Origin of the sequence: Mangrovivirga cuniculi (assembly GCF_005166025.1) — a bacterium.
In the GTDB taxonomy this organism is placed as follows: Bacteria; Bacteroidota; Bacteroidia; order Cytophagales; family Cyclobacteriaceae; genus Mangrovivirga; species Mangrovivirga cuniculi.
This window is the reverse complement of sequence record NZ_CP028923.1, coordinates 3,482,435-3,506,233: the sequence shown is the minus strand read 5'-3', so window position 1 is coordinate 3,506,233 and position 23,799 is coordinate 3,482,435. Positions and strand designations below refer to the sequence as shown.

The window sequence follows — 23,799 nt, the reverse complement described above, 5'->3', positions numbered from 1 at the left end:
ATTATGGCTGAAGAAAATAAAAAAAATAAAAAGGACGAAGTATTGAAATCTTTTGGCCTCACTACGGCTGCGATAAAGAATAAAACGACAGTCTTTTTCCTTAGTTTTCTGGTAGTGGTAATGGGACTTCTGAGCTATCAGAATTTACCGAAAGAGAATTTCCCTGAGGTTAGTTTACCAACTGTTTACATAGGAACTCCTTTTCCGGGAAACTCTCCGGCAGATATTGAAAATCTGGTGACCAGACCGATTGAAAAGGAAATTAATTCAATTAGTGATGTCAAGGATATCAGGTCTACCTCTGTACAGGATTATTCTACCATAATTGTAGAATTTAATTCTGATGTTGATGTACAGGAGGCGCTTATCGATGTAAAAGATGCGGTTGATAAAGCCAAACCAGAGTTACCAGGTGATCTGCCACAGGATCCAAATGTTTTTGAACTCAATTTTTCGGAATTTCCTATTCTGAAGGTCAATCTTACAGGAAATCTTAGCCAGGAGGAATTAAAGGAACATGCAGAAAATCTTAAAGATGAAATAGAAAATATTTCTGAAATATCTGAGGCTGAACTTGTTGGTATAGATGAAAAGGAAATGAAGATCCTTGCTGATCCATATAAAATGGCAGCCAGGCGAGTGACATTTACAGATATTGAAAATGCTGTCAAGGCTGAAAACCTAACCATGTCAGGAGGTAGCCTTAAGCAAAATGAGATTAGAAGAACCGTCAGGATCGTCGGTGAATTTGAACGTGCCCGACAGATAGAAGATATCATTGTAAAAAGTGAGCAAGGCAATATTGTTTATCTAAAAGATGTTGCAGACGTTCAGTTTGAATATGCAGATAAATCCAGTTATGCAAGGCTTGAATCAGATGCGGTTGTTGCATTAGATATAAAGAAGCGAAGTGGAGAAAACCTGATCATTGCAACTGAGAAGGTTATGGAGGTTCTGGATGAATATAAGGAAGGTGAATCTTATCCTGCTGAATTGGAACTTACATTGACCAATGACCAATCTAAAATGACTAAGGATATGGTTTCCAACCTTGAGAATAATATTATCTCTGGGGTAATTTTGGTTACCCTGACTTTATTATTCTTTTTAGGTACCAGAAACTCTCTTTTCGTCGGAATGGCGATTCCAATATCAATGTTCATGGCTTTTGCAATCCTTGGAGCGTTAGGGATCACTATTAATATGATGGTGCTTTTTGCCCTGATTATGGCCTTGGGTATGCTTGTGGATAATGGAATTGTGGTCGTTGAAAATGTATACAGGTTGATGGAACAGGGCTATGGCCCATGGGAAGCAACTAAGTATGGTGTTGGAGAAGTTGCTATGCCGATTATTTCATCAACTGCTACTACACTTGCAGCATTCCTGCCATTAATGTTCTGGCCTGGAATCATGGGAGAATTCATGTATTATCTCCCCACCACATTGATTATTGTTTTAGGGTCGTCACTATTTGTAGCGCTGGTTATTAATCCGGTTTTCATCGGATCCTTTATGAAGCTACAGGAAAAGACATTTAACAGAAAGAGAATGTTAATTCGGTCGTTGATCGCTGTTGGTATAGCTGCAGCACTTATTACGACAGGATTACTTATTGATAAATACAATGTCACTATAGCCCTAGGAAACCTGATCATTCTTGTAGTTGTCCTTCTGTGGCTCAATATTTTATTATTAAATCCTCTGTCAGTTAAGTTTCAAATGAACTTCCTGCCAAAAGTGGAGGCCTTTTATGAAAGGTCATTGAGGTTTGCACTGAGAGGACATAATTATATTTTCTTCTTTGTAGGGACGATAATCACATTGATTTTATCTGTTGGACTATTTGCCTGGAAGATGCCAAAAGTGGAGTTCTTCCCGGAAAACATACCAAAATATGTCAACGTCTTTATTGAATTTCCAATTGGAACGGATGTTGAAAAAACCAACGAGTTTACTCAAAAGGTAAATCAGAGACTTGATAGTTTGATTCAGCCATACCGGCCTATTATAGAATCAGTGGTAACTAATGTTGGACAGGGAACTGCTGATCCTGGGGACCCTACTGCCGTAAGTATGAGCGAAACTCCTAACCAGGCACGGATAACAGTCAATTTTGTCGATTTTAAATACAGAGATGGAATTGATACTCGTGAAGCACTGAACGATATAAGAGAAGGAATGAAGGGAATAGCTCCCGGAGTGACAATCACTGTCGCAAAAGACAGAAATGGTCCCCCGGTTGGTAAACCGATTAGTATTGAGATCTCAGGCGAAGAATACGACAGGTTGATCGAGGTGACTGAGAATGTACTTACAAAAATCAATAATTCTGATATTGAAGGTATTGAGAAGTTAAAATCAGATCTTGAAACAGGTAAGCCTGAATTAATAATTGATATCGACCGGGATAAGGCACGAAGATTTGGTGTTTCAACTTATAGTATAGGTAATGAATTGAGAACATCGATTTTCGGTAAAGAGATTGGTCAGTATAAGCTTGGAGAAGACGATTACGATATCGAATTGCGACTTGCTGAAAAGTACAGGTATGATATGAATAAACTGATGAACAGGGATATCATTTTCCGTGATCAATCTTCCGGTTCTATTCATCAGGTACCTATTTCTTCTGTTGCGGATGCTGAACTGAGTACTACTTACGGTTCAATCAAAAGAAGAAACCTGGACAGGGTAGTTTCTATTACTTCAAATGTAATACAAGGGTATAATGCAACTGAGATCACTCAGCAACTTAAAGATCTTCTTGCGGGATATAATTTACCACAAGGGTATGAGATCAAGTTTACCGGTGAGCAGGAACAACAAGCTGAAGAATTGGAGTTCCTGAGTAGTGCGCTAATTCTTGCTGTATTTTTGATCTTCCTGATCATTGTAGCACAGTTTAACAAGATCACTGCTCCATTAATTATTATGACATCAGTGATATTGAGTACTATTGGTGTATTCCTCGGATTAGTCGTGTTTAATATGAAGTTCGTTGTGATCATGACTATGATCGGTATTATTTCACTTGCCGGAATCGTGGTGAACAACGCAATTGTACTTATCGACTTTATTGAACTTATCAGGGAAAGAAAACGTGCTGAGCTACATTCCGATGCCAGGTTGAGTATGCATGATATACTTGAGTCAATCGTGGAGGCCGGAAAAACACGTCTCAGACCTGTACTCCTTACTGCGATTACAACAGTTTTAGGCCTGATACCTCTGGCTGTTGGTATAAACATTGATTTTATCAAGTTCTTTACAGAATATCAGCCTGATTTCTACATTGGTGGTGATAACGTTATTTTCTGGGGACCAATGTCCTGGACAATTATCTTCGGTCTTTCCTTCGCTACTTTCCTCACCCTGGTCATTGTACCGGTGATGTACCTGATATTTGATAAGATCAATCATAAATTTCATTTATCGAAGTATTAAAAACCGAATATAAATTTTATCGTTAGTTTAAAGAAAATACTCCTGCTACCTGTGATGAGAAGCAGGAGTTTTTTCTATTAATAATGCGGATAATGAATACCATATTTGTATTGCTGATCATTCTGGCATTTATGCTGTTGATCGATCTATATTTTTTTCAGGCGATAAAGACCTTAATAGCAGATAGTTCACATGTGGCGAAGAGGATCACCACAATTACCTACTGGATGTTTTCTTTTGTCTTATCAGTAGGAGTGATCTACGTTTTTCTCATGAATGACCGCCATGGACTGGGAAGAGTGATTATTCTGGTGGCCTTTGGGACAGTGATATCAAAGGTATTAGGTATTCTATTCCTGTTTTTTGATGATATCAGAAGAGGTGTGATCTGGCTTGTTGATAATGTTTTTTACGGAGGAGGCTCTAAGGTTTCAGATGTCGCGGAAAGCGTTGTTAAAAAGGAAGATGGTATTTCCAGAAATGAGTTTTTAACTAAATCAGCTGTGATCAGTTCACTTGTTCCACTTGCAGCGATGAGCTATGGAATCATGAGTGGGGCTCACGATTATCGCATTAGAAAAAGAGTGATCACCTTACCGAATTTACCTTCCGGGTTTGACGGCTTGAGAATCGCGCAGATATCCGATATTCATTCTGGCTCTTTTTTCAATAAAACAGCAGTTGAAGGTGGAGTAGAAATGTTGCTTGATCAAAAGCCGGATGTAGTTTTCTTTACCGGTGATCTCGTTAATGAAGATTCCGATGAGGTAAAAGATTATACAGAGATATTCAAACGAGTAACAGCTCCATTGGGTGTATATTCTACTCTTGGTAATCATGATTATGGTGATTATAAAAGATGGCCTAGTGAGAAAGCAAAGGCAGCTAATCTTCAGAAATTGAAAGATGCTCATGAATATATGGGCTGGGATCTGTTAAATAATGAAAACAGGATATTAAAAGAAAGCGGTGATAGTCTTGCCATAGTAGGTGTTGAAAACTGGGGCCTTGGATTTAAGAAAGCCGGTGATCTTTCGAAAGCATTAAAGGGTACAGATGAAGCTGCTGCTAAATTACTCTTATCTCATGACCCTTCTCACTGGGATGCAGAAGTAAGGCCGACCAGCGATGTAGATATAATGTTCGCAGGACATACCCATGGTTTTCAGATGGGAATAGAGATCGGGGATTTTAGGTGGAGTCCTGCTCAGTATAGGTATAAGCAGTGGGCAGATCTTTATGAAAATAATGGCCAGTATTTATATGTGAACCGCGGCTATGGATATATCGGATATCCTGGTAGAATAGGAATGCCACCTGAAATAACTATTATCGAATTGAAAAGAGGCTGACAATTCATTATCTTCACGGCGATCAATTCTTAGTTATGATAGAAAAATTAATAGAGTGGGATACAGCCTTATTTTTAGCACTTAACGAACTCCATTCGCCAATCAGTGACCAGTTTTGGTTTATAATATCAGAAAAGCAAACCTGGTTTCCTTTATACTTATTTATAATAGCGTTTACCATCTGGAAGTATAAGAAGGATTCCTGGTGGATGATTCTGGGCTTTATTGCCTCAGTTAGTCTTTCAGACTGGATTGCCAGTGGTGTTTTTAAGCCTTATTTTGGCCGTTTGAGACCATGTCATAATGAGCAATTATCAGATATGGTTCACATAATTAATAATTATTGTGGTGGAAGGTTCTCTTTTATGTCATCTCATGCTTCAACAACCTTTGGATTAGCCTCTTCATGGTACTTTTTTATGAGAGACAGATTTCCATGGATGAAGTATTTTTTCATCTGGTCTGCAATTGTTGCGTATTCCAGAATAGCATTGGGGGTACATTTTCCATTGGATATTATTTGTGGTGGATTAGCTGGCTATTTAATCGGGATGTTAATATTTTATCTGTTTGATTTTCTCAATAAGAAACTTTCAAAACAAGAACTACAAAAGACTTAGAGTTTTATGAACCAATTAGCAATAGTAACAGGAGCAACAAAAGGAATAGGAAGAGCGTGTGTTGAAAATTTCGCCTCTGAAGGGCTTGACATAGTAGCATGTAGTCGAAACTCTGATGATCTCGAAGGTCTCAAAAAGGATGTTGAATCAACTTACGAGGTGACGGTTCACATTAAACCTGTAGATGTATCAAAAAAGGAAGAAGTATTAAGCTTTGGAGAATTTATTAAATCTCTAGATCAGTCAATTGCAGTGCTGGTAAATAATGCGGGTGTTTTTATTCCGGGCAGTGTCCATGAGGAGGAAGATGGAATGCTGGAAAAAATGGTAGAAACCAATTTGTATAGTGCTTATCATTTATCCCGATCACTTGTTCCGGTAATGAAAAGGCAGAAAAAAGGACACATTTTTAATATGTGTTCAATAGCAAGCATTACTGCTTATGAAAATGGGGGATCTTATAGCATAAGTAAATTCGCAATGCTGGGAATGAGCAAAAATCTCCGCGAAGAACTTAAGGAATTTGGTATCAGAGTTACTGCTGTAATGCCGGGTGCAACTTATACTGCCAGCTGGGAAGGTTTAGATATCGATCCAAACAGATTGATGAAGGCGGAGGATGTGGCTAATTCTGTCCTTTCAGCACATAAAATGTCTAATGGTACTGTAGTTGAAGATATTGTATTAAGGCCACAACTTGGAGATCTTTAATAACATAGAATTAATAAACACTATACTCGTTTATCCGTTTATCAGGTAGGAATTAGAATTATGCAAGTAACATCTGAAATAGAAAGGTTTAAAAAATACTGCGACTCCTTGGTGAGTTACAAGAGGAGAAAGACCATTGAAGTTAATATAGGCGGTGTGAAAATGGGTGGCGACAATCCGATCAGGGTTCAGTCAATGACTACTGTTGATACAATGGACACTGAGGGTAGTGTTGAACAAACGATACGCATGGTCGAAGCCGGTTGTGAGTATGTCAGGATTACAGCACCTAGTATAAAGGATGCTAAAAATCTTGAAAATATTAAAAATGAATTGAGAAAGAGAGGGTATGATGTTCCCCTGATCGCTGATATTCATTTCACTCCAAATGCTGCCGAGTTAGCTGCCAAAATAGTTGAGAAGGTTCGGGTAAACCCCGGGAACTACGCTGACAAGAAAAAATTTGAAACCATTGAATATACTGATGAAACCTATCAGGCTGAGCTTGACAGGATCAAAGAACGATTTGTTCCCCTTGTAGAGATCTGTAAAGAACATGGAACTGCAATGAGAATTGGTACAAATCATGGTTCTTTGTCTGACCGAATTCTCAGTCGCTATGGTGATACACCCCTGGGTATGGTAGAGTCTGCTCTGGAATTTCTTCGTATTTGTGAAGAAATGGAGTATTACAATATTGTATTGAGTATGAAAGCCAGCAATACTCAGGTGATGGTTCAGGCTTATCGATTATTGGTTCAAAAACTCGATGAAGAAGGATTAAAACCCTATCCATTGCATTTGGGAGTCACCGAGGCAGGTGAGGCAGAAGATGGAAGGATCAAATCTGCAGTGGGTATTGGAACCTTGCTTGAAGATGGTTTAGGTGATACAGTCCGAGTTTCTCTTACAGAAGAACCTGAAGAAGAGGCACCCGTGGCAGCTGCCTTGATTGAAAGATATGATGACAGGGGAGATCATGAGGAGATATTACCGGTTGAATTCCCTCTTCAGGATCCGTTTGGATATAGTAGAAGGGTAACCAGGGAAGTAGCAAATATTGGTGGTGATAACGTACCAAGAGTAATAGCAGACCTTGAATTTTTAGCCAGGAAAGAAATTAAAATTTCTGACCTTAAAGCAATCGGACATTTTTATTTGCCTGAACCAGATAAATGGACGATGAATGACCTGGGAGCTGATTATATTTATACAGGTAGCAACCCTGTCCAGTTTATGCTGCCTAATGGGCTAAAAGAAATTGTTGATTTTACCAAATATATAGATCTTGACGATAAGGAAAATAAATTCCCCGTTTTTGGAATCGAGGACTATTATCGGGCTAATGTCAAGCATTCGAAACTAAACTTTTTAAAGTTATCGTTGCCTGAAGTTGATGATAAAGTGCTTGATTTATTGAGAAGTGATGAAACGATTGTTGTTTTGTTAAGCACCTCAAATAAACACGGTCTTGCCGAGCAAAGACGGTTTATTTATCAATTGATAGAAAATGGTATTGATACACCGGTGATTTTACACAGAACTTACGGTGATCTAAATGAAGATAAACTATTGTTGTATTCGGCTACTGATATTGGAGGGCTGCTGATCGATGGGTTTGGTGATGGAGCGATGATCAGTAATCGGGATCAGGAAAATTATACTGAAAAAGAAACATTATTAAAGTCAGTTAAGTTTCACAATGAAACAACTTTTGGAATCCTTCAAGCCGCAAGAACGAGGATGACAAAAACAGAATATATTTCTTGTCCGAGTTGTGGAAGAACACTCTTTGACTTGCAGGAAACTACCGCAATGATCAGAAAGCGTACTGACCATCTGAAAGGAGTGAAGATAGGTATTATGGGGTGTATTGTAAATGGTCCCGGAGAAATGGCTGATGCAGATTATGGATATGTTGGTTCGGGTAAAGGTAAGATTACTCTATATAAAGGACAGGATGTTATGAAGAGAAATATTCCTTCAGAGCATGCGTTAGATGAACTGATAAACATAATTAAGGAAGATGGTCAGTGGACAGAACCTGGACAATCAATTGAAAATTAAGATCTATGGGAGAAGATAAGAAGAGAAATAGTTTTAAAGAGTTTTTTAAGATGGGAGAGGTTGCTGGATATTTTTTCAGAAAGAAAGATCCAAGCAGACCTTCTAATTTTAATCTGAAAGCGATGCATACCATCAATAAAATTTCGATATTGATGTTTCTTGTGTGCATGGTTATTTTATTTGTTAGATACGTGTTATGAACATAGAAGATCTCCGGGCCTATTGTTTGAGCCTTCCGCACACCTCTGAAGATATGCCTTTTGGAGAAGACGTGTTGGCCTTCAGGGTTTACGGAAAGATCTTTGCTTTAACTGATATATCTGAGTTCAAGTCGATAAATCTCAAATGCGATCCTGAAAGAGCATTGGAATTGAGGGAAAGGTATGAGTTTGTGAAGCCGGGATATCATATGAATAAGAAACACTGGAATACAGTGGAGATGTCACCTGATTGCTCAGATACATTTCTAAAGGATCTGGTAAATCATTCCTATGATTGCGTATATAAAACCTTACCTAAAAACCTGAAATAAATTATGCGTTTGATTTTCTTATTAACTCTTATTGCTTCTTTTTTGTCATGCGAAAGTGATGCACAGACACAAACGACAACAAAAACTGATAACTCAAACCCAATGACTACGAAATATCTGGCACTTGGAGATAGCTATACAATAGGAGAAGCTGTTGAGCCAACTTTGAATTTCCCTAATCAACTTGTTGAAGAATTACGATCAAGAGGAGCCGGAATATCAGATCCTAAGATCATTGCTGTAACAGGTTGGACAACAGATGAACTTAAAAAAGCTATAGAGGATGACAATCCTGCTACTGACTACGGTTTTGTTACTCTATTAATCGGCGTAAATAATCAATATCGTGGTTATCCGTTCAACCAGTATGAAGAAGAATTCACCCAATTACTTAATATGGCTGTGGAATTTGCTTCAGGAGATCCTTCAAATGTAATTGTGGTAAGCATTCCGGATTATGGAGTTACTCCTTTTGCATCTTCAAGCGATACCGAAAAAATTGCCAGAGAATTAGACCAGTATAATGCATATGCAAAGTCTCAGGCTTTAGCAAAAGGTGTCAGTTATGTCGATATCACTGATATTAGTAGATTAGCAGAATTCGATCAGGGTCTTATTGCCTCAGACAAGCTTCACCCATCTGCTAAAATGTACTCTTTATGGGTTGATGCCATAGCTCCGGCAGCTTTTATTAAAATTAATTAGCAGTCAATAAACTTATATCTGTATTTTTGGTTAACTTAATAGAGTAATCAAGGAATAGGAGGGAATAGTGACAGATATAAGTAAAATTCATGCAGTTATTATCGGAGATCTGGTAAATCCACCAGGAGTTGATTCCAGTAACCGTTCAGATTTTGACTCATCACTAAGGGAAATATTTGATGAAGTGAACGGTGATTACGAAAAAAACCTGGATTTTCTGGTTCAACGATCTAACACATTCATTAAAGTAATGATTAATCCCGAGTATGCGCTCGAGGTAGCCTTGTATCTTAAGGCCAGAATAAAAATGCTCAGAAAGTATTATTCTTTACCTGATCTTGATATCCGTGTATCAATTGGTGTCGGACTTATTGAGCAATTAGGTGAAGATGCAGGTTCATCAGATGGTCAGGCCTTTAGGTTTGCCGGTACTGAGCTTGATAAACTCAGTAAATTTCAGCAATTCACTCTCAGGTCCTCTTTTAAAGAAATGAATATTAGCTGGAAGGCTCTTTCTCTTATGGTTGATACCATTACTGATGGATGGTCATATGAGGGCGCTGAAGCTGTCTGGTTTTCTTTAAAAGGTCTTACACAGTCCCAAATTGCCAAGATTCTGGATATCTCACAGAGTGCAGTTAATTTCCGCTTGAGAGCAGCACATTGGAGAGCCACTAAAGTGCTGATCAAGACATATCATGATCAATTGAATCACTTCGTAGATTAAGTAATTTGTTCCTTTTTTTTGATTTTTTGAAAGGTATATAGCAATACCTCAAGAGATCTATTTTGCTATTGATTCTAAAGATACAGAGGGATAACGATCATAAAATTAGGAAGCCTAGTAAGGATCTACGTCTATTACTACACGACTCCTTTTAAAGTTTTTATCTTGAAGGGTAGTCGCTATTGTTTGGTCTATATCACTCTTTATCTTACCCAGATTGGTAGTTTTCCTATCAATTTTGACTATAAGCTGCATCAGATACTGATTTCTTATTTTGCTAACTGGAGGTTCCTGGGGGCCTAATATTCCTTTTCTTCCGTACTTTTTCTTCAATGCAAAAGCAATAGCTTCAGAAGTTTGGATAGCATTAAGTTTATCAGGATTTTTAATAGTAATATTTATAAGTCTGGAAAAAGGAGGATATAAAAATGAATGTCTTTCTTTTATCTCACTGAAATAAAACTTTTCATAGTCATGGCTTTGAACCCAGTGCAAAATCTGATGTTCAGGTATACTGGTTTGGATCATGACCTTACCCATTTTTTCTCTTCTTCCAGTTCGCCCGCTGACTTGTAATAATAATTGAAAGGTTCTTTCATATGAGCGTAAATCAGGGAAATACATCATCCTGTCTGCATCAAGAACTCCGACCAATCCTACTTTATCGAAATCAAGACCTTTAGTAACCATTTGGGTTCCGACGAGGATGTTAATCTGTCCACTATCGAAGTCATTAATTATGGTTTCGTAACTATTTTTTCGACGGGTGGTTTCCAGATCCATTCTACCTACTCTTGCTTCAGGAAGAAATAGCTGGAGATCTTCTTCGAGTTTTTCGGTACCATAGCTCACTGTTTTTAATTTTCGCGAACCACAGGCATCACATTCGAGTGGTAAGGGTTCATTATAGCCACAATAATGGCACCTCATTTCTTTTTTATACTGATGATATGTCAGGCTGATGTCACAGTGTTCACATTTGGGGATGTGTCCACAGGTTTCACATTGAAGATAAGGTGCATATCCTCTTCTGTTCTGGAAAATGATTACCTGATCACCAGTCGCAAGAGTTTCTTCGATCTTTTCTAATAGCTTAAGACTGAAGTCACCCTTCATTTTTTTCTTTTTCTTGGCATCACGCAAGTCTACTAACTCAATGTCCGGCATTTGACTTTCGCCAAAGCGGTTCATTAGTGATACTAATCCGTATTTACCAAGCTTCGCATGATGGTAGCTTTCTGTTGATGGAGTAGCCGAACCTAAGAGAACCTTAGCATTGTGGAAGCGACCGAGGATATGTGCCATATCTCTTCCCTGGTACCGTGGAGCAGGGTCGTGTTGTTTATATGACGAATCATGTTCTTCGTCCACGATAATTAATCCTAAATTATCAAAGGGTAAGAAGATAGAAGATCTGACACCGACTATTATATCGTACGCTTTATTTTTAACACCCTGCCACACTTCTACCCGTTCATTATCAGAAAAGCGGGAATGATAGACACCAAGTTTATTGCCGAAGATCTTTTTCAGACGCTGTACTATCTGTGTTGTAAGGGCTATCTCAGGAACCATGAACAACACCTGTCTGTCTGATGAAAGAGCTAACTTCATTAATTCGGAATATATTGCTGTTTTTCCACTTCCCGTAACTCCGTGAAGTAAAACAGTTTGTTTGTCCTCGAATTCTTTAAGGATCTGGTCAAAAGCAGTTTGCTGTTCCAGGCTAAGTTTTTGTTCATCATCTACTTCTTTGTCCGAAAGATCAAACCTGGAGATAATCACTTCATATTCTTCAAAGACATCGTTTTTGATCAGCGTTTGTAAAGAAGAATTACTGAGTTCCTCATCCTTGGTAATCTCTGATTTTAAAATTCCATTTTCATTAGCGTTGCTGTCATGTAAAACAGGAACTTTCTGAAGATATCTCAATAATACTGCTTGTTGCTTCTCTTTACTATCGAGAGAATTCATCAGGTCTTCGAGTTCATCAGTATTTGAATCAAAAGGTGATTTTAATCGAATTCTTTTTTCCTTCTTTGGCTTATATTTCTCCTTAACCTGTTCGAAGATAATAATCGCCTCACGCTGAATCAGTGATTTAATAATTGGGTGAATTGATTTTTTACCCAGCAAATCGCTTACTTCCGTATAAGTGAGTGTCTTATCAACCGAAAGATTTTCCAGAACTATTTGTTCATTTTCTGAAATAGGTTTATCATGATTATCGATATTAAATTCCGGATGTAGCTGGATTTGAGATTCGCTACTGAGTTTTAATCCGGAAGGGATAGCTGCCTGCATAACCTCTCCAATGGAACACAGATAATAATCTGCCATCCATTCAAAAAAGCGGAACTGGATCGGTTCGGCAATGGGTAGTTCGTCCAGAAGATCAATAATTGATTTTGCCTCGTACTTTTTTGGAGGACTCCCATGCAGATGTACAACAAGACCAGTGATCACTCTTCTTTTTCCAAAGGGTACAAGAACACGGCAACCCGGCTGGATATCATTTTCAAGGCTCAATGGTACTCTGTAGGTAAAGTATTTACCTATTGGTACCGGTAATATTATATCCGCAAAAGATTTCGAATGACTGTTTTGATCTATGCTCAATCTAATTATTAAAAAGTGTTGACAACTGAACTATCGCTTCTTCTGTATTACTTGTCGGTGCTTTACAGACACGGTCACTACAAATATAAATTTTTGTTTCTGAATCAGATAACCTGCCTTCAAAATGAGGTAGAGAAGATTCGGTTTTATCAGAAGCCATATAATTTACAAATGGATTAAAAGGAGTTTGCAATTTTTCAATTACACTCTGAGCTTCCTCTCCGGTAACGACAACATCAACCTGGGGTAGATTCATATATAATGAAACTTTTGCCCAGTTACTCATATACCGGAATTCACTTTTAATCATTTTTTCTACTTTCCCGACCATCGTATAGGCTGTTTCAAGCCAGTCCTCCTGGTCAAAATAGCGTCCTAATTTATAGAGGCATTCTGCAAACAGTGAATTACTCGATGGAATGACCTGGTCAAAGATCTCAAATTGTTTAGCTACTGGTGAATTATGATCATCGGCAGAAAAACTAAAAAATGTCTCTTTGGTATCGTAGAATTTTTTAAAGGCCAGCCTCATATATTGGGCTGCCTCTTTCAGGTAATGTTCTTCCTGGGTTATATTGTAGTGATCGAGCAATAATAGAATAAAGAGGGCATAGCTATCAGCAAAAGCCTCTGTGTCTTTACCTACACTATGAATCAGCTTATCACTCCATGCCAGGTTTTCCCTGATGTAATGAAGGTTTTTTAAAGCCAGTTTATAATACTTATCATCTTTGTAAACCAGGTAAGCTTTTACTAAACCTGAGTTGATAAGACAATTTTGATTTAATAAAATTTTATTATCAAGGCCGGGAGGGATGCGTTGTACACGAGCAGCATAAAGCTTTTTCCTGATGTTATTAAAAGTCTCATTAGATGAATGAATATCAAGGACAGCTTCCTTATTCATATACAGAATATTTCTTCCCTCTTCCCAATTGCCGTTTTCAGTTACGCCTAGTTTATCTATTGCAAATTGTAATTCTTCTTCATCTAAAATAGATTTTAATTCGTCATATTCCCAGGTAAAAAATTTACCTTCCACACCTTCAGTATCTGCATCAGTTGCAGTATAAAATCCACCTTCTTCACTCAGCAATATTTCAGTTATCCATTGTAACGTTTCATCGATTACCGGTTTGAAATTCTCCCCGGGGTAAAGTTGTTGAGCCTCACTGTAAAGAGATAATAATTGACCATTGTCATAGGCCATTTTCTCGAAATGAGGAGCAAACCATTCTCCATCCACACTGTAACGCGAAAAACCACCACCGATATGATCATATATGCCACCGGCAATCATGCTCTTTAAAGTGATCAAAGTACTTTCCGACTGCTTTGGATCTTCTTTCACAAGGTTTTTAGCAACAATTGATCTCCAGATGACTGGCATTGGAAATTTAGGGGCACCTTTTATTCCGCCGCTGTCATTATCAAACAAGTCTGAAAGTTTGTTCAGACCATCCTCAAAACTGCTTAAAGGGGGTATTTTTTCTTCAATTGGTGCCAGGTTTAGTTTCTCAGGTAAAGAAACTGATAACGCATTTTTCAGACTGTCGGCAGATTTTCTAATTTCATCATATTGTTGATTGAACCCATCATGAAGGCCTTTTAAAACTTTGGCCCATTGATCTGGTCTGAAATAAGTACCTCCGTAAAAAGGGCTGCCGTCAGGCAGAACGAAGACATTTAAAGGCCAGCCTCCGTTTATTCCCATTGCCTGAACGGCTTCCATATATAGTTGATCTACATCCGGTCGTTCTTCTCTATCTACTTTAACACAGATAAACCATTCGTTCATCATATCAGCAATATCTTTGTCCTCGAACGATTCTCTTTCCATCACATGACACCAATGACATGAACTATAGCCAATACTTATAAGTAGCGGTTTATTTTGTTTTTTCGCTTCATCAAAGGCTATCTCACTCCATGGAACCCAATCTACCGGATTGTGGGCATGTTGCAACAGGTAAGGACTTGATTCGTGTATAAGACTATTAGTGTGCTCGTTGCTCATATTTCTTGAGTTTATAATCTGCTTCTTCAATAAGGTTTTCTACAGGAAATTGTTCGTTTAAGACAAGTAGCATTTTCTTTGTTTCCTTGAGAAAAGTTAAATGCTGTGTACCTCTTTGAAGCGGCCTGTGTTCAAGCCTTCTTTTTATTTTTTCATATTTACCTACCAACTGGATGGTTTTTTCAGAGAGAAAGGTTTCCCAAAAATGCTCCCTGATATATTCCACTGCCTGATCATTTGGGTGAATCAGATCTTCAGAATAAAACCGATAATCCCTCAGATCATCGAGTAATAATTCATAAGCAGGAAAGTAAGAACAGCAGTCGTTTTCTTCTACCAATTTGTTTACAGCCAGCAAAAGAGTGGATTTACTTAGTTGGTTTTCATGAAAACCATCTTTAATATGTCTTACTGGACTTACAGTGAAAACAATATTGCAATTAGGATTGATTTCTTTAATTGATTTTATAGTGTAGTTCCAGGATTCAACAATCTCATCTGCCCTTAATAGGGCTTTTGTGAAAAAAGATTGAGGTATTTTCTGGCAATTGGCCACAATATTATTTGTCGGTTGATACCGGTAAATGTATGCAGTGCCAAATGTTATGAAAATGGTTTTTGCACCTGTAACTGCCTCTCTAAGATTAGAGAGTTTATTAGTGATTTCAAAAAATAATTTTTGAGGATCGTTGGCGTAAAGCTTAGAATGAAAATCAAGGCTAAAATAAAGAGATTCTCTTTCTATTATGTGGTCATTATTTATTTGAAAAGCTTCTGATAATGAGTTGTTAATAATTTTAGCCAGGGATACCGGGTTAAAAATAATGCCCATTGGATTTATTGAACTCCGGAAACCGTAGTCCATCAGTTTTTTTCCGATATTTTCAGCAAAACACGAGCCCACCAGAAGAATTTTTTCTCCGGGGAGTAATTCAAAATCAGCTTTTTTCGCTTTTATTTCTGTTCTGAACTTCATTTTGGGAATTTACAAAATATAAATTCACTCAGCATCAGATGAAAATAAAAAAAGCACTTCCCGAATTGAGAAGTGCTTTTAAAATATTGTTGTAAAAAGATTACTCAGCTACTACCGTAAATTTGATAGTTTGCTTAACCTCTCTGTGAAGGTCGATTTCTGCTTCGTACTCTCCAACGTTTTTAACGTCAGAAGAAATAGAAATCTGCTTTCTGTCGATGTCAAATCCTTTTTCTTTTAAAGCATCAGCGATCTGAAGAGTAGTAACAGTTCCGAAGATTTTTCCGGAGTCACCTGCTTTAGCTCCAAGCTCTAGTGAAACACCTTCTAATTTAGAAGCAATTGCTTCAGCATCCTGCTTGATCTTCTCTTGTTTATGCTCAGCCTGACGAGCGTTTTCGCCCATCATCTTTTTATTTGATTCTGATGCTATAACAGCATATCCTTGTGGAATAAGGTAGTTACGTCCATATCCCGGCTTCACGTCTACTAGATCGTGTTTATACCCTAATCCTTTTATGTCTTTCTTTAATATAATTTCCATTGTCTTGATTACTTTGGATTATTTTAATGAGTCAGTTACATAAGGTAGTAAGGCCAGGTGACGAGCACGCTTAACAGCTTGTGATACCTTTTTCTGATATTTGGCACTAGTACCAGTGATACGACGAGGTAATATTTTACCCTGATCGTTCACAAACTTCAATAAGAAGTTAGAATCTTTGTAATCAACATATTTGATGCCGTGTTTTTTGAAACGGCAGTATTTTTTTCTGTTTTCTCCTCTGTTGATAGGTTCGTTCTGTAGTGTCATTTTGCTGCCTCCTCTTTTTTCTTGTTAAATTCTCCTTTTCTTCTTCTTTCGTTGAATTCGATAGCGTGTTTGTCCAGGCTAACTGTTAAGAAGCGCATAACGGCTTCATCACGTCTGTACTCGGTTTCCAAAGTGTCTATCAGAGAAGGCTCCGCCTTAAATTCAAACAGGTGATAAAATCCGGTTGACTTGTGCTGAATAGGGTAAGCAAGTTTTCTTAGTCCCCAATCTTCATCATTTACGATCTCAGCGCCACCGTCAGTGATCACTTTTTTGAATTTAGCGACAGCATCCTTCATCTGAGATTCAGATAAAACGGGATTCAAGATGAATACTGTCTCAAAACTTTTTAATGCCATTTGTATAAAATTTAATGGTTTTGTTAAACGAACTGCAAAATTAGTGTATTGAGCTCAAATAAAAAAGACCCTTGTATAAAAAAAGCAGCCGATTAAGGCTGCTTTTAACTTATTTTATTTTGTATTCAGGATTAGTTTGCTCCCGAAACAATTACATTATCAAGATATAAAACATCTGATGATCCGTTAGTCTGGAATTCAACAACCAAAGTGATACTGGCTTTTCCGTTAAATTCAGATGATAACTCATTCCAGGTACCTAAATCACCTAAACCATCAACAGTTGTGTCGATTAAAGAAATTGTTTCATCTCCTGTTTCAACGTAGATTTTAAGGTATTCATTTTCACCGAAAGTTCCATCTAAGAAATATGAAAATGATACTCTTGAATCAACATAAGATGATACATCAATTGTTTCAAATGTTACTTGAACCATTCCATCTGTATCACTTAATTGATAAGCCTGGCTACCATCTACGAATTCACCAACAGCTCCAGTGTAACTTGTAAAACCAACGTAGTCTCCATCAGTAAGACCATCACTGTCTAGCGTATTAAAATAATAAGCATCAATAGCCATTTCGTTTCCTGAACCATCATAATCAACAAATGGCTCAGTATCATTATTAATAAGGTCATGGTCAGTTAATGGATCAAATGTGTCAGTATAACGACCTGAATTGGTAGTTCCTTCTTCAAAAGAAGTAAATGCGATGGTGTTAAACCTACTTTCTTCAGTACCGCTTACAGCAATTGATTTGCTTACAGCACCTGGGGTAGAAATAGCGATTTCTCCAGTTAATACCTGATTAAGTGCGGTGTTAGGTGCGAACCTTACAAAAACAGTTACTTCTCCTGCCTCTGCATCTTCTTTTGTAACAGTTACCTGATTAGTAAAGCCCTCATTAACATCTGTTAAAGAAACTTCGAAATTATTTGGAGCTTCGATCGTAATGTCGCCTATTAAAGTAGTTCCAGAAACAGTAAATGATTGAGAAGCTGAAACCTGGTTGGTTATTACGGTTCCGAAATCAGAAATAGAAGAAGTTACTGTTATTTCTGAACTAGGATTACTTTCAAAGATATCTGATGCTGAAATTGGAATCAACTGAGGAGAATAATAGATTCCCGCTACTCCTGATAAATTACCTTGGCCATAAGGGATTGCTGTACTACTAAACGGAGCATAGTTTTCAACTCTCATAGGAGCAGTATTAACTCCATCTGAAAAAGTAGTATTTCCAGCTACAGTAGAAGTTCCGTCAGCACCTTCAAAGTAAACATCCTGTACAGTTACAAGTGTACTTTGGTAAGCATCTGAGTTTAATTCTTCAATTGTGATTACAGCAGGTGTTGGCATTACTCCAGCTCCTTCAGATGTTGCATTTGCATTTGGAAGGTTGTTAACCTGAACAAGTCCATTGAAATCTGAAAGTGTACCTCCATTAATGTTTACTGAAACAGTATCTCCAAGAGTTAATGTGTTATCACTCTGAAATCTTAGAGCAATACCTCCTGTGTGATCCTGAATGAAAACGTTTTTACTTGTTACGTTGTCATTAGTTGAAATTACTACTCCACCAATGTAAACGTCTTCAACAAAAGTTGAATCATTATCTGCGTCATTTGCATATACTGATCTAAGATCTGATAAAGAAACTATAGTAAGTTCCGGCTCATCATCCTGGATAGTTAATGAGTGCTCCATAGTTTCACCCATTTGTACCTGAGAAGAGTTTGAGCTTAATGCAAATGATATACTTAAATCTTCATTTCTAACATCATTGTCAACTGGTCTTACAGTGAATGATACTGATGTCGCCCCCTGGTCAAAAGGAAGAATAATTTCTCCATCAACTGCTGATGGAGTAGTTGTGAAATCATCCATAGTTGTGTTGACTCCCGGAGTAAGGGAAACTACCACCTCACCAGCTTGTCCTGCTTCAGGATCAAGGTTGATTCTGATCGTTGTTCCTCCTGTAGAATTTTCCATTACCATTGATGTAGAAGACACAAAGTCTGCTACTGGTATTACCGGAGCTTCTTCTTCTTTACAGCCAATCATAATGGCTACCGCCATGATAAGTGTAAAAATGTGTTTGAGATTTCTCATTTTAAATTTATTGATTGTTGATAAATATTAATTCAAATTAATTGACAGGTTATCAATCACCCATGAAGATGAAGCAGATGATGTTGCTTCAATAAACTGGAATGCCAGAACAAATTTGTCAGCATTCAGTCCCTGAACGTCAAGGTTTATTGGTGTCCATGTTCTGGATCCTGCTTCAGGTGCCTGGGCATCGTAATCTGTTAATTCAACCCAGGTTGCACTTTCAGGGCTTCCGGAAGTGTAATCAGTACTGTAAAGCACTTTTATTCTTCCAGGGCCTGAATAATTACTGAATATTTCAAATGAAATTTGAGCAGTAGATTGACCTGATAATGTCATGGCATCATTGATTAACCACGCATTTTCTGTTCCTTCATCACCACCATACCCTGAAGCATTTACAGCCCATGATCCATCGACGCCATAATCACGTAATCCCCAACCACGATCTGTTTTAAATCCATCAATGATTACTTCAGTGAATTCTGCAGGTATACCGTATTGTTCTGTCTGATCATTAAAATCATAAAAACGATTTACTTCTACAGTAGATTCGTCATTATCAGCGATAGAAATCTGTGTTGAAATCACTCCTGTTTGTCCTAATGTGAAATCAGTTCCTTCATTTAAAATATTAAACAGAACTGTAGAGTTTTCTTCTTCCACTTCATCGTCCAGGCTGACAAATTGGAAATTTGGTGTTTCATCCGAAAAATCAAATGTCACAACGTTATTAACAGCCGCTGGAATAGTCACAAAATCAACTCCATATTCATATTCTGCTGAAAGAGGTATGATTTCTACTGATACTGATCCGGCTTTTGGACCCTGATCATTTACATAAAGTAAAACACCCTGCGATTGTCCTTCTTCTATAGCATATGAAGGGGATGCAAAACCAATTTTAGTTGTAATATCAAAAGGCTGTTCTTCTTCACAAGAAGCTAATCCGCCTAAGAATACTAACCCTGCGATAGCACTTAATATATTTTTTGATAATTTCATTTTATTCTCCTCTTATTTCAAGATTATCAATTGTGTAAGAAACTGAATTAGCACTTGACGCATTGTAAAAATGAAATGCGATATATAGCTGATCACTTCCAAGAGCATCAGAAAGGTTTGCAGAAACTTCTTTCCAGTATCCGTCAGGTGCATTTGCTGAACCTGAGCCTTTTTCAGGAAGGTTCTGATTGAATTCATTAACCATTGTCCAGTCGTAGTCTTCCGGATTTCCTGAACCAGGATAGGTAGTTGAATATTTCATTTCCAATTCACCACTCCCATCAAAATAACTCTCTACAACCATAGAAAGAACAAGAGAATTTAGAGCTGACGGATCGAGGTTTTCAGAATTGCTTTCTCTTTGTACCTGGGTAAGATCAAGTATCATCCATGCATTATCTGTTCCGGGATCTCCACCAAAAGCACTTGCCTGAACTCCGGGAGTATCTTCAAACCCAAAAGTTGCTCTTGTTTGCCATCCTCGATCTGTTTTAAATCCGGGAACGAATTCAACTGTAAATGGAGAACCAGGAACTTCATAGTTTCCATATTCATTAAAATCAATTACAGTAATTACCGGAGGAGTATCAGCATCATAAATTGTTAGGTTATAATCATCTCCTGCAGCTGATTTGAACTCGCCATTAAATTGATCAAGGCTGAAAGATAATTCACTACCTCCTGTGAATTGACCATCATAAAGTGATGTTACAGTAAAAGAAGCTGTTGTTTCTCCTCTCCCTGCAAAGATAGTTAGCTTTCCATCCTCAACCATTGGTGGGTAAGTAATGTAGTTTATGCCATATTCTGCATCAGTATCAACATTTATGTTTACTGCTGCATCACTAGCAATGACTTGTGAAAAGTTGATTGTTACTTCTTTCGAATTTGTTTCACCATCAGAACTCTCGTTCATTGTAGCATTGTATTCAGGTCCGAAAGTTACTGTTACCTGTTCTTTCATTGATTCATCTTCACACGCGATAAATGATATTGCGAATAAAGAGAGAAAGAATATTTTATATTTATTAAAGTATTTCATCTTGATTTACCTTTTTAGAAATAGATATTAAGACCTGCGTTGTAAGTAATTCCAAAGCCGTAGTCCTCACCGTTAAATCTCTGATCACTTCTTCGAATGTAAAGTTCATCTAACAGGTTGTGGATGTTACCAGAAACTCTTGCTCTAAAGCCATTGATGTTGAAATAGTAACCGGCATAAAGGTCAATGATTTTATAATCGTCAAGTTGTCTGACTTCAACATTTTCATTTCCGATCGCTACCGTTGGATCATATTCTTCATACAGATTACCGAAGTAGTTAATTCGGGTTCCGATGTAGAAATCCTTAATTCCTTTGTAGTGTAATCCAAGATATCCAGTCGTTTGAGCGGAGTTTCCAACCGGAAGACCACCAATTAACATATTTACCTCGTCAGAATTTCCTTCCTCATCAGTAAGGACTGTGTTTACGTCATTTAGATACTGATAGTCTCCTACAGAAGCCATACCGGTAACTTCAAGACCCTGGAATAATTCGAATCTTACATCCATTTCAACTCCCATGTGTTGTTGAGCCTGACCTGTTACAGCAAAGAATGTTCTTGTTGAAGTTTCCTGGTCAAATACTGAATAAGTAAATGCTTTATCATTCCATCTGATCCAGTAAGCATTAACATTTGCACTTAAACGACTTGTACGATATGAATATCCCAGCTCTGCAGCTTGTATCTTCTCGTTAGTAAGGCCTTCTAGATAGTCATTTGCATATCTTGCGTCTCTGAAAGCATTTCTAAGGAATGGAGCCCTGGTGATATAACCTCCGTTAACGAAGATATTTTGCTTTCCATCTATGTTGTAATTCAAACCAGCTTTAGCATTGTAGTTATTGAAAACTCTCACATCTGATTTGCCAAAACTATTATTAATGTTTGAAGAGCTCCCACTCCAGAAGTTCCCGTATCTGAACATTTGGCTACGGCTAACATTCACAGAGACAAAAGCATTTAACTTACCAAAGTCGTGCTCATACTGACCAAAAGCTGCGCCCCATTTTACGTGACCATCATAGTTGTAATTTACTTTGTCACCTATTCTGGCAGCATTATTTGGATTCAGAATGTTGTTATCCGTTCCGTTGAAGCTATCTACAAAAAACTCACCACCTAACAAATCTTCAACAGAAGCGTAGTGAAGTGCTTTGTAGGTTCTGACATCAATACCTAATACCAGGTTTCCTGCATCAGAAACATCCCAGTTAAGGTTAGAAATTGCACCGATCCAGTTATGGTTGTTGTGTCTTCCTTCAAGATAATATAAAGATTGAGCTCCTGTAATGCTGTTGCTTGTTCCATAAACATTGTCTACCGTTTGCTCATTCTCCCTGTTTCTCTCATCGATTAATGCGAAATCAATGTATCCATCATTATCGCGTGGTACTGATGGAGCATCACTAGATCTTCTTATACTGGTACCATATGCTCTCGCAAGTGATACATAAGCTGATGTTGATAATGACATTTTATCATTGATGTCCCAGAACCAGTTTACAGTTGCTTGTGGTTTATGAGAATATCCTTGAGAACTGTTATATAATCCACCTTTGTAATAACCTACAGAAGGGTTGAACCAGTAATCATCTCTTAATTCATATTCAGCTGTGCTGGTATTCCATGCTCTTCCATAATTAGCCGGAGCACCAAAAATGGTAAACATTAAAGTGTGGTCCTTATTTATAGTTTTTTGAGCATTGAAGAAATATGACCATGCGTCAGTGTATGCGCCTTTTTTATAACCGTCTCCAGTTGTGCGGGCACCCTGGAACGTAAAAGCCCATCCGCCTTCTAATTTTCCTGAGTGGAGTGTCAGACCATATCGGTTGTTCCACGTTGCAGAGTTCATTCTGAGGTCGATCTGTCCTCCTGCCTCTTCTTCTGATGGCTTAGTAACAATATTGATTGTTCCACCTACAGAGTTTAAGCCAAGTTTAGAAGCACCCAATCCTCTTTGAACCTGCATGTTTCTTGTGATTTCACTTAAACCTGCAAAGTTTGACCAGTAAAGCCGGCCATTTTCCATGTCGTTAAGAGGAACTCCATTGATCATGAAAAGTACTTCAGTCTGCTCAAAACCACGAATATTTACTCTCGCATCTCCATAAGCACCACTACCTTTAGTAGCATAAACACCTGGAGTTGAGTTTAATAATTCTGGTAGTGCCATTGCTCCAAGTTGCTCATCGATCGTAATTGCTTTAATTGTAGATGCTGCGACAGGTGTTTTTCTGTCTACTACAACGTCTGCAAATACTTCAACCTCACCTAGTGTTGTAACATCCTGAGCTAATTCTATAGTTCCTAAAGAGTTATTCCCTGCTTTTAAATTTGCAGGAATTTCTTTGTTACCATAACCAATGTAGCTTAGAACAATGGTGGTTTTGCCTGTTGATAATCCAGAGATATTAAATTCTCCATTCAGATCTGTGATAACCCCCTTTGTAGAGTTTTTGATTACCACTGAAACCCCGATCAATGGTTCGTTGCTTTCAGCATCGATTACCTTTCCTGAAACTACTGCGCTTTCTTGTGCACTTATTTGTGTAGTCACAAGCATTCCCAGGATAAGGATAAAGATCCTTAACATTTTTCTCATTTTGATTGACGTTTTGTCTAAAAATTAAATTGTTTAGTTGGCTGCTTAAAAATTCAGTTAGTTAGTTATTTCGCTTTGCAAAA

General features: G+C 37.7%; 19 protein-coding genes. 9 read left to right on the top strand and 10 right to left on the bottom strand.

The features are described from left to right. The first annotated feature begins 3 nt into the window (after positions 1 to 3). From DCC35_RS15455 to DCC35_RS15415, 9 genes are all read left to right on the top strand, one after another. Positions 4 to 3,447: an efflux RND transporter permease subunit gene (locus DCC35_RS15455; RefSeq protein ID WP_137091660.1), complete on the top strand. Its 3,444-nt coding sequence runs from the start codon at positions 4 to 6 to the stop codon at positions 3,445 to 3,447. Positions 3,448 to 3,539: 92 nt separating this feature from the next. Continuing rightward, the gene (locus tag DCC35_RS15450; RefSeq protein WP_137091659.1) at positions 3,540 to 4,799 is read left to right on the top strand and encodes a metallophosphoesterase; all 1,260 of its coding nucleotides are present in this window, start codon (positions 3,540 to 3,542) and stop codon (positions 4,797 to 4,799) included. A gap of 35 nt (positions 4,800 to 4,834) precedes the next feature. After that, positions 4,835 to 5,419, top strand: coding sequence for a phosphatase PAP2 family protein (locus tag DCC35_RS15445; RefSeq protein ID WP_137091658.1), 585 nt, complete (start codon positions 4,835 to 4,837; stop codon positions 5,417 to 5,419). Between the two features lie 6 nt (positions 5,420 to 5,425). Then, on the top strand, positions 5,426 to 6,130 hold the full coding sequence (locus tag DCC35_RS15440) for an SDR family oxidoreductase (RefSeq protein ID WP_137091657.1): 705 nt from the start codon (positions 5,426 to 5,428) through the stop codon (positions 6,128 to 6,130). Between the two features lie 60 nt (positions 6,131 to 6,190). Further along, positions 6,191 to 8,197 carry a (E)-4-hydroxy-3-methylbut-2-enyl-diphosphate synthase gene (ispG, locus tag DCC35_RS15435; protein ID WP_137091656.1) on the top strand — a complete coding sequence of 669 codons (2,007 nt, stop codon included), beginning with the start codon at positions 6,191 to 6,193 and terminating at the stop codon, positions 8,195 to 8,197. Between the two features lie 5 nt (positions 8,198 to 8,202). Beyond that, positions 8,203 to 8,397 carry a DUF6728 family protein gene (locus DCC35_RS15430; RefSeq protein ID WP_137091655.1) on the top strand — a complete coding sequence of 65 codons (195 nt, stop codon included), beginning with the start codon at positions 8,203 to 8,205 and terminating at the stop codon, positions 8,395 to 8,397. Continuing rightward, on the top strand, positions 8,394 to 8,729 hold the full coding sequence (locus tag DCC35_RS15425; RefSeq protein WP_137091654.1) for an MmcQ/YjbR family DNA-binding protein: 336 nt from the start codon (positions 8,394 to 8,396) through the stop codon (positions 8,727 to 8,729). The genes DCC35_RS15430 and DCC35_RS15425 overlap by 4 nt, the downstream gene beginning before the upstream one ends. 3 nt (positions 8,730 to 8,732) lie before the next feature. Next, positions 8,733 to 9,434 (top strand): SGNH/GDSL hydrolase family protein, encoded by a 702-nt coding sequence (locus DCC35_RS15420; protein ID WP_246070041.1) that lies wholly within the window; start codon positions 8,733 to 8,735, stop codon positions 9,432 to 9,434. Between the two features lie 67 nt (positions 9,435 to 9,501). After that, complete coding sequence (locus tag DCC35_RS15415; RefSeq protein WP_137091653.1) at positions 9,502 to 10,161, top strand: hypothetical protein; 660 nt, start codon at positions 9,502 to 9,504, stop codon at positions 10,159 to 10,161. 114 nt (positions 10,162 to 10,275) lie between these two features. Here the strand turns inward: DCC35_RS15415 and priA are convergent, their stop codons facing one another. The 10 genes from priA to DCC35_RS15365 all read right to left on the bottom strand — a co-directional run bounded on the left by priA (position 10,276) and on the right by DCC35_RS15365 (position 23,716). Next, positions 10,276 to 12,780: a replication restart helicase PriA gene (gene priA / locus DCC35_RS15410; RefSeq protein ID WP_137091652.1), complete on the bottom strand. Its 2,505-nt coding sequence runs from the start codon at positions 12,778 to 12,780 to the stop codon at positions 10,276 to 10,278. A 1-nt stretch (position 12,781) separates the two neighbouring features. After that, on the bottom strand, positions 12,782 to 14,797 hold the full coding sequence (locus DCC35_RS15405; RefSeq protein WP_137091651.1) for a thioredoxin domain-containing protein: 2,016 nt from the start codon (positions 14,795 to 14,797) through the stop codon (positions 12,782 to 12,784). Then, positions 14,778 to 15,773, bottom strand: a complete 996-nt coding sequence (locus DCC35_RS15400) for a GSCFA domain-containing protein (protein WP_137091650.1) — start codon at positions 15,771 to 15,773, stop codon at positions 14,778 to 14,780. Before DCC35_RS15400 ends, DCC35_RS15405 begins: the two co-directional genes overlap by 20 nt. A gap of 100 nt (positions 15,774 to 15,873) precedes the next feature. Further along, complete coding sequence (gene rplI / locus DCC35_RS15395; RefSeq protein ID WP_137091649.1) at positions 15,874 to 16,317, bottom strand: 50S ribosomal protein L9; 444 nt, start codon at positions 16,315 to 16,317, stop codon at positions 15,874 to 15,876. 18 nt (positions 16,318 to 16,335) lie between these two features. Then, positions 16,336 to 16,587, bottom strand: coding sequence for a 30S ribosomal protein S18 (gene rpsR / locus DCC35_RS15390; protein WP_137091648.1), 252 nt, complete (start codon positions 16,585 to 16,587; stop codon positions 16,336 to 16,338). Next, positions 16,584 to 16,946 (bottom strand): 30S ribosomal protein S6, encoded by a 363-nt coding sequence (rpsF, locus tag DCC35_RS15385; protein WP_137091647.1) that lies wholly within the window; start codon positions 16,944 to 16,946, stop codon positions 16,584 to 16,586. Before rpsF ends, rpsR begins: the two co-directional genes overlap by 4 nt. A gap of 131 nt (positions 16,947 to 17,077) precedes the next feature. Beyond that, the gene (locus DCC35_RS15380; RefSeq protein ID WP_137091646.1) at positions 17,078 to 19,060 is read right to left on the bottom strand and encodes a DUF5689 domain-containing protein; all 1,983 of its coding nucleotides are present in this window, start codon (positions 19,058 to 19,060) and stop codon (positions 17,078 to 17,080) included. Between the two features lie 27 nt (positions 19,061 to 19,087). Beyond that, the gene (locus DCC35_RS15375) at positions 19,088 to 20,065 is read right to left on the bottom strand and encodes a choice-of-anchor J domain-containing protein (protein ID WP_137091645.1); all 978 of its coding nucleotides are present in this window, start codon (positions 20,063 to 20,065) and stop codon (positions 19,088 to 19,090) included. Position 20,066: 1 nt separating this feature from the next. After that, a complete protein-coding gene (locus tag DCC35_RS15370) occupies positions 20,067 to 21,107 on the bottom strand; it encodes a hypothetical protein (protein WP_137091644.1) in 1,041 nt (346 codons plus the stop codon). A gap of 14 nt (positions 21,108 to 21,121) precedes the next feature. After that, positions 21,122 to 23,716 (bottom strand): TonB-dependent receptor, encoded by a 2,595-nt coding sequence (locus DCC35_RS15365; RefSeq protein ID WP_137091643.1) that lies wholly within the window; start codon positions 23,714 to 23,716, stop codon positions 21,122 to 21,124. Between the last annotated feature and the right edge of the window lie 83 nt (positions 23,717 to 23,799).

Coding starts and splice junctions, on each gene's coding strand:
- rpsF (WP_137091647.1), bottom strand. CDS start 16,946: ATGGCATTAAAAAGTTTTGAGACAGTATTCATCTTGAATCCCGTTTTA.
- rplI (WP_137091649.1), bottom strand. CDS start 16,317: ATGGAAATTATATTAAAGAAAGACATAAAAGGATTAGGGTATAAACAC.
- DCC35_RS15420 (WP_246070041.1), top strand. CDS start 8,733: ATGCGTTTGATTTTCTTATTAACTCTTATTGCTTCTTTTTTGTCATGC.
- DCC35_RS15405 (WP_137091651.1), bottom strand. CDS start 14,797: ATGAGCAACGAGCACACTAATAGTCTTATACACGAATCAAGTCCTTAC.
- rpsR (WP_137091648.1), bottom strand. CDS start 16,587: ATGACACTACAGAACGAACCTATCAACAGAGGAGAAAACAGAAAAAAA.
- DCC35_RS15450 (WP_137091659.1), top strand. CDS start 3,540: ATGAATACCATATTTGTATTGCTGATCATTCTGGCATTTATGCTGTTG.
- DCC35_RS15455 (WP_137091660.1), top strand. CDS start 4: ATGGCTGAAGAAAATAAAAAAAATAAAAAGGACGAAGTATTGAAATCT.
- ispG (WP_137091656.1), top strand. CDS start 6,191: ATGCAAGTAACATCTGAAATAGAAAGGTTTAAAAAATACTGCGACTCC.
- DCC35_RS15400 (WP_137091650.1), bottom strand. CDS start 15,773: ATGAAGTTCAGAACAGAAATAAAAGCGAAAAAAGCTGATTTTGAATTA.
- DCC35_RS15430 (WP_137091655.1), top strand. CDS start 8,203: ATGGGAGAAGATAAGAAGAGAAATAGTTTTAAAGAGTTTTTTAAGATG.
- DCC35_RS15425 (WP_137091654.1), top strand. CDS start 8,394: ATGAACATAGAAGATCTCCGGGCCTATTGTTTGAGCCTTCCGCACACC.
- DCC35_RS15440 (WP_137091657.1), top strand. CDS start 5,426: ATGAACCAATTAGCAATAGTAACAGGAGCAACAAAAGGAATAGGAAGA.
- DCC35_RS15445 (WP_137091658.1), top strand. CDS start 4,835: ATGATAGAAAAATTAATAGAGTGGGATACAGCCTTATTTTTAGCACTT.
- DCC35_RS15370 (WP_137091644.1), bottom strand. CDS start 21,107: ATGAAATACTTTAATAAATATAAAATATTCTTTCTCTCTTTATTCGCA.
- DCC35_RS15365 (WP_137091643.1), bottom strand. CDS start 23,716: ATGAGAAAAATGTTAAGGATCTTTATCCTTATCCTGGGAATGCTTGTG.
- DCC35_RS15375 (WP_137091645.1), bottom strand. CDS start 20,065: ATGAAATTATCAAAAAATATATTAAGTGCTATCGCAGGGTTAGTATTC.
- DCC35_RS15380 (WP_137091646.1), bottom strand. CDS start 19,060: ATGAGAAATCTCAAACACATTTTTACACTTATCATGGCGGTAGCCATT.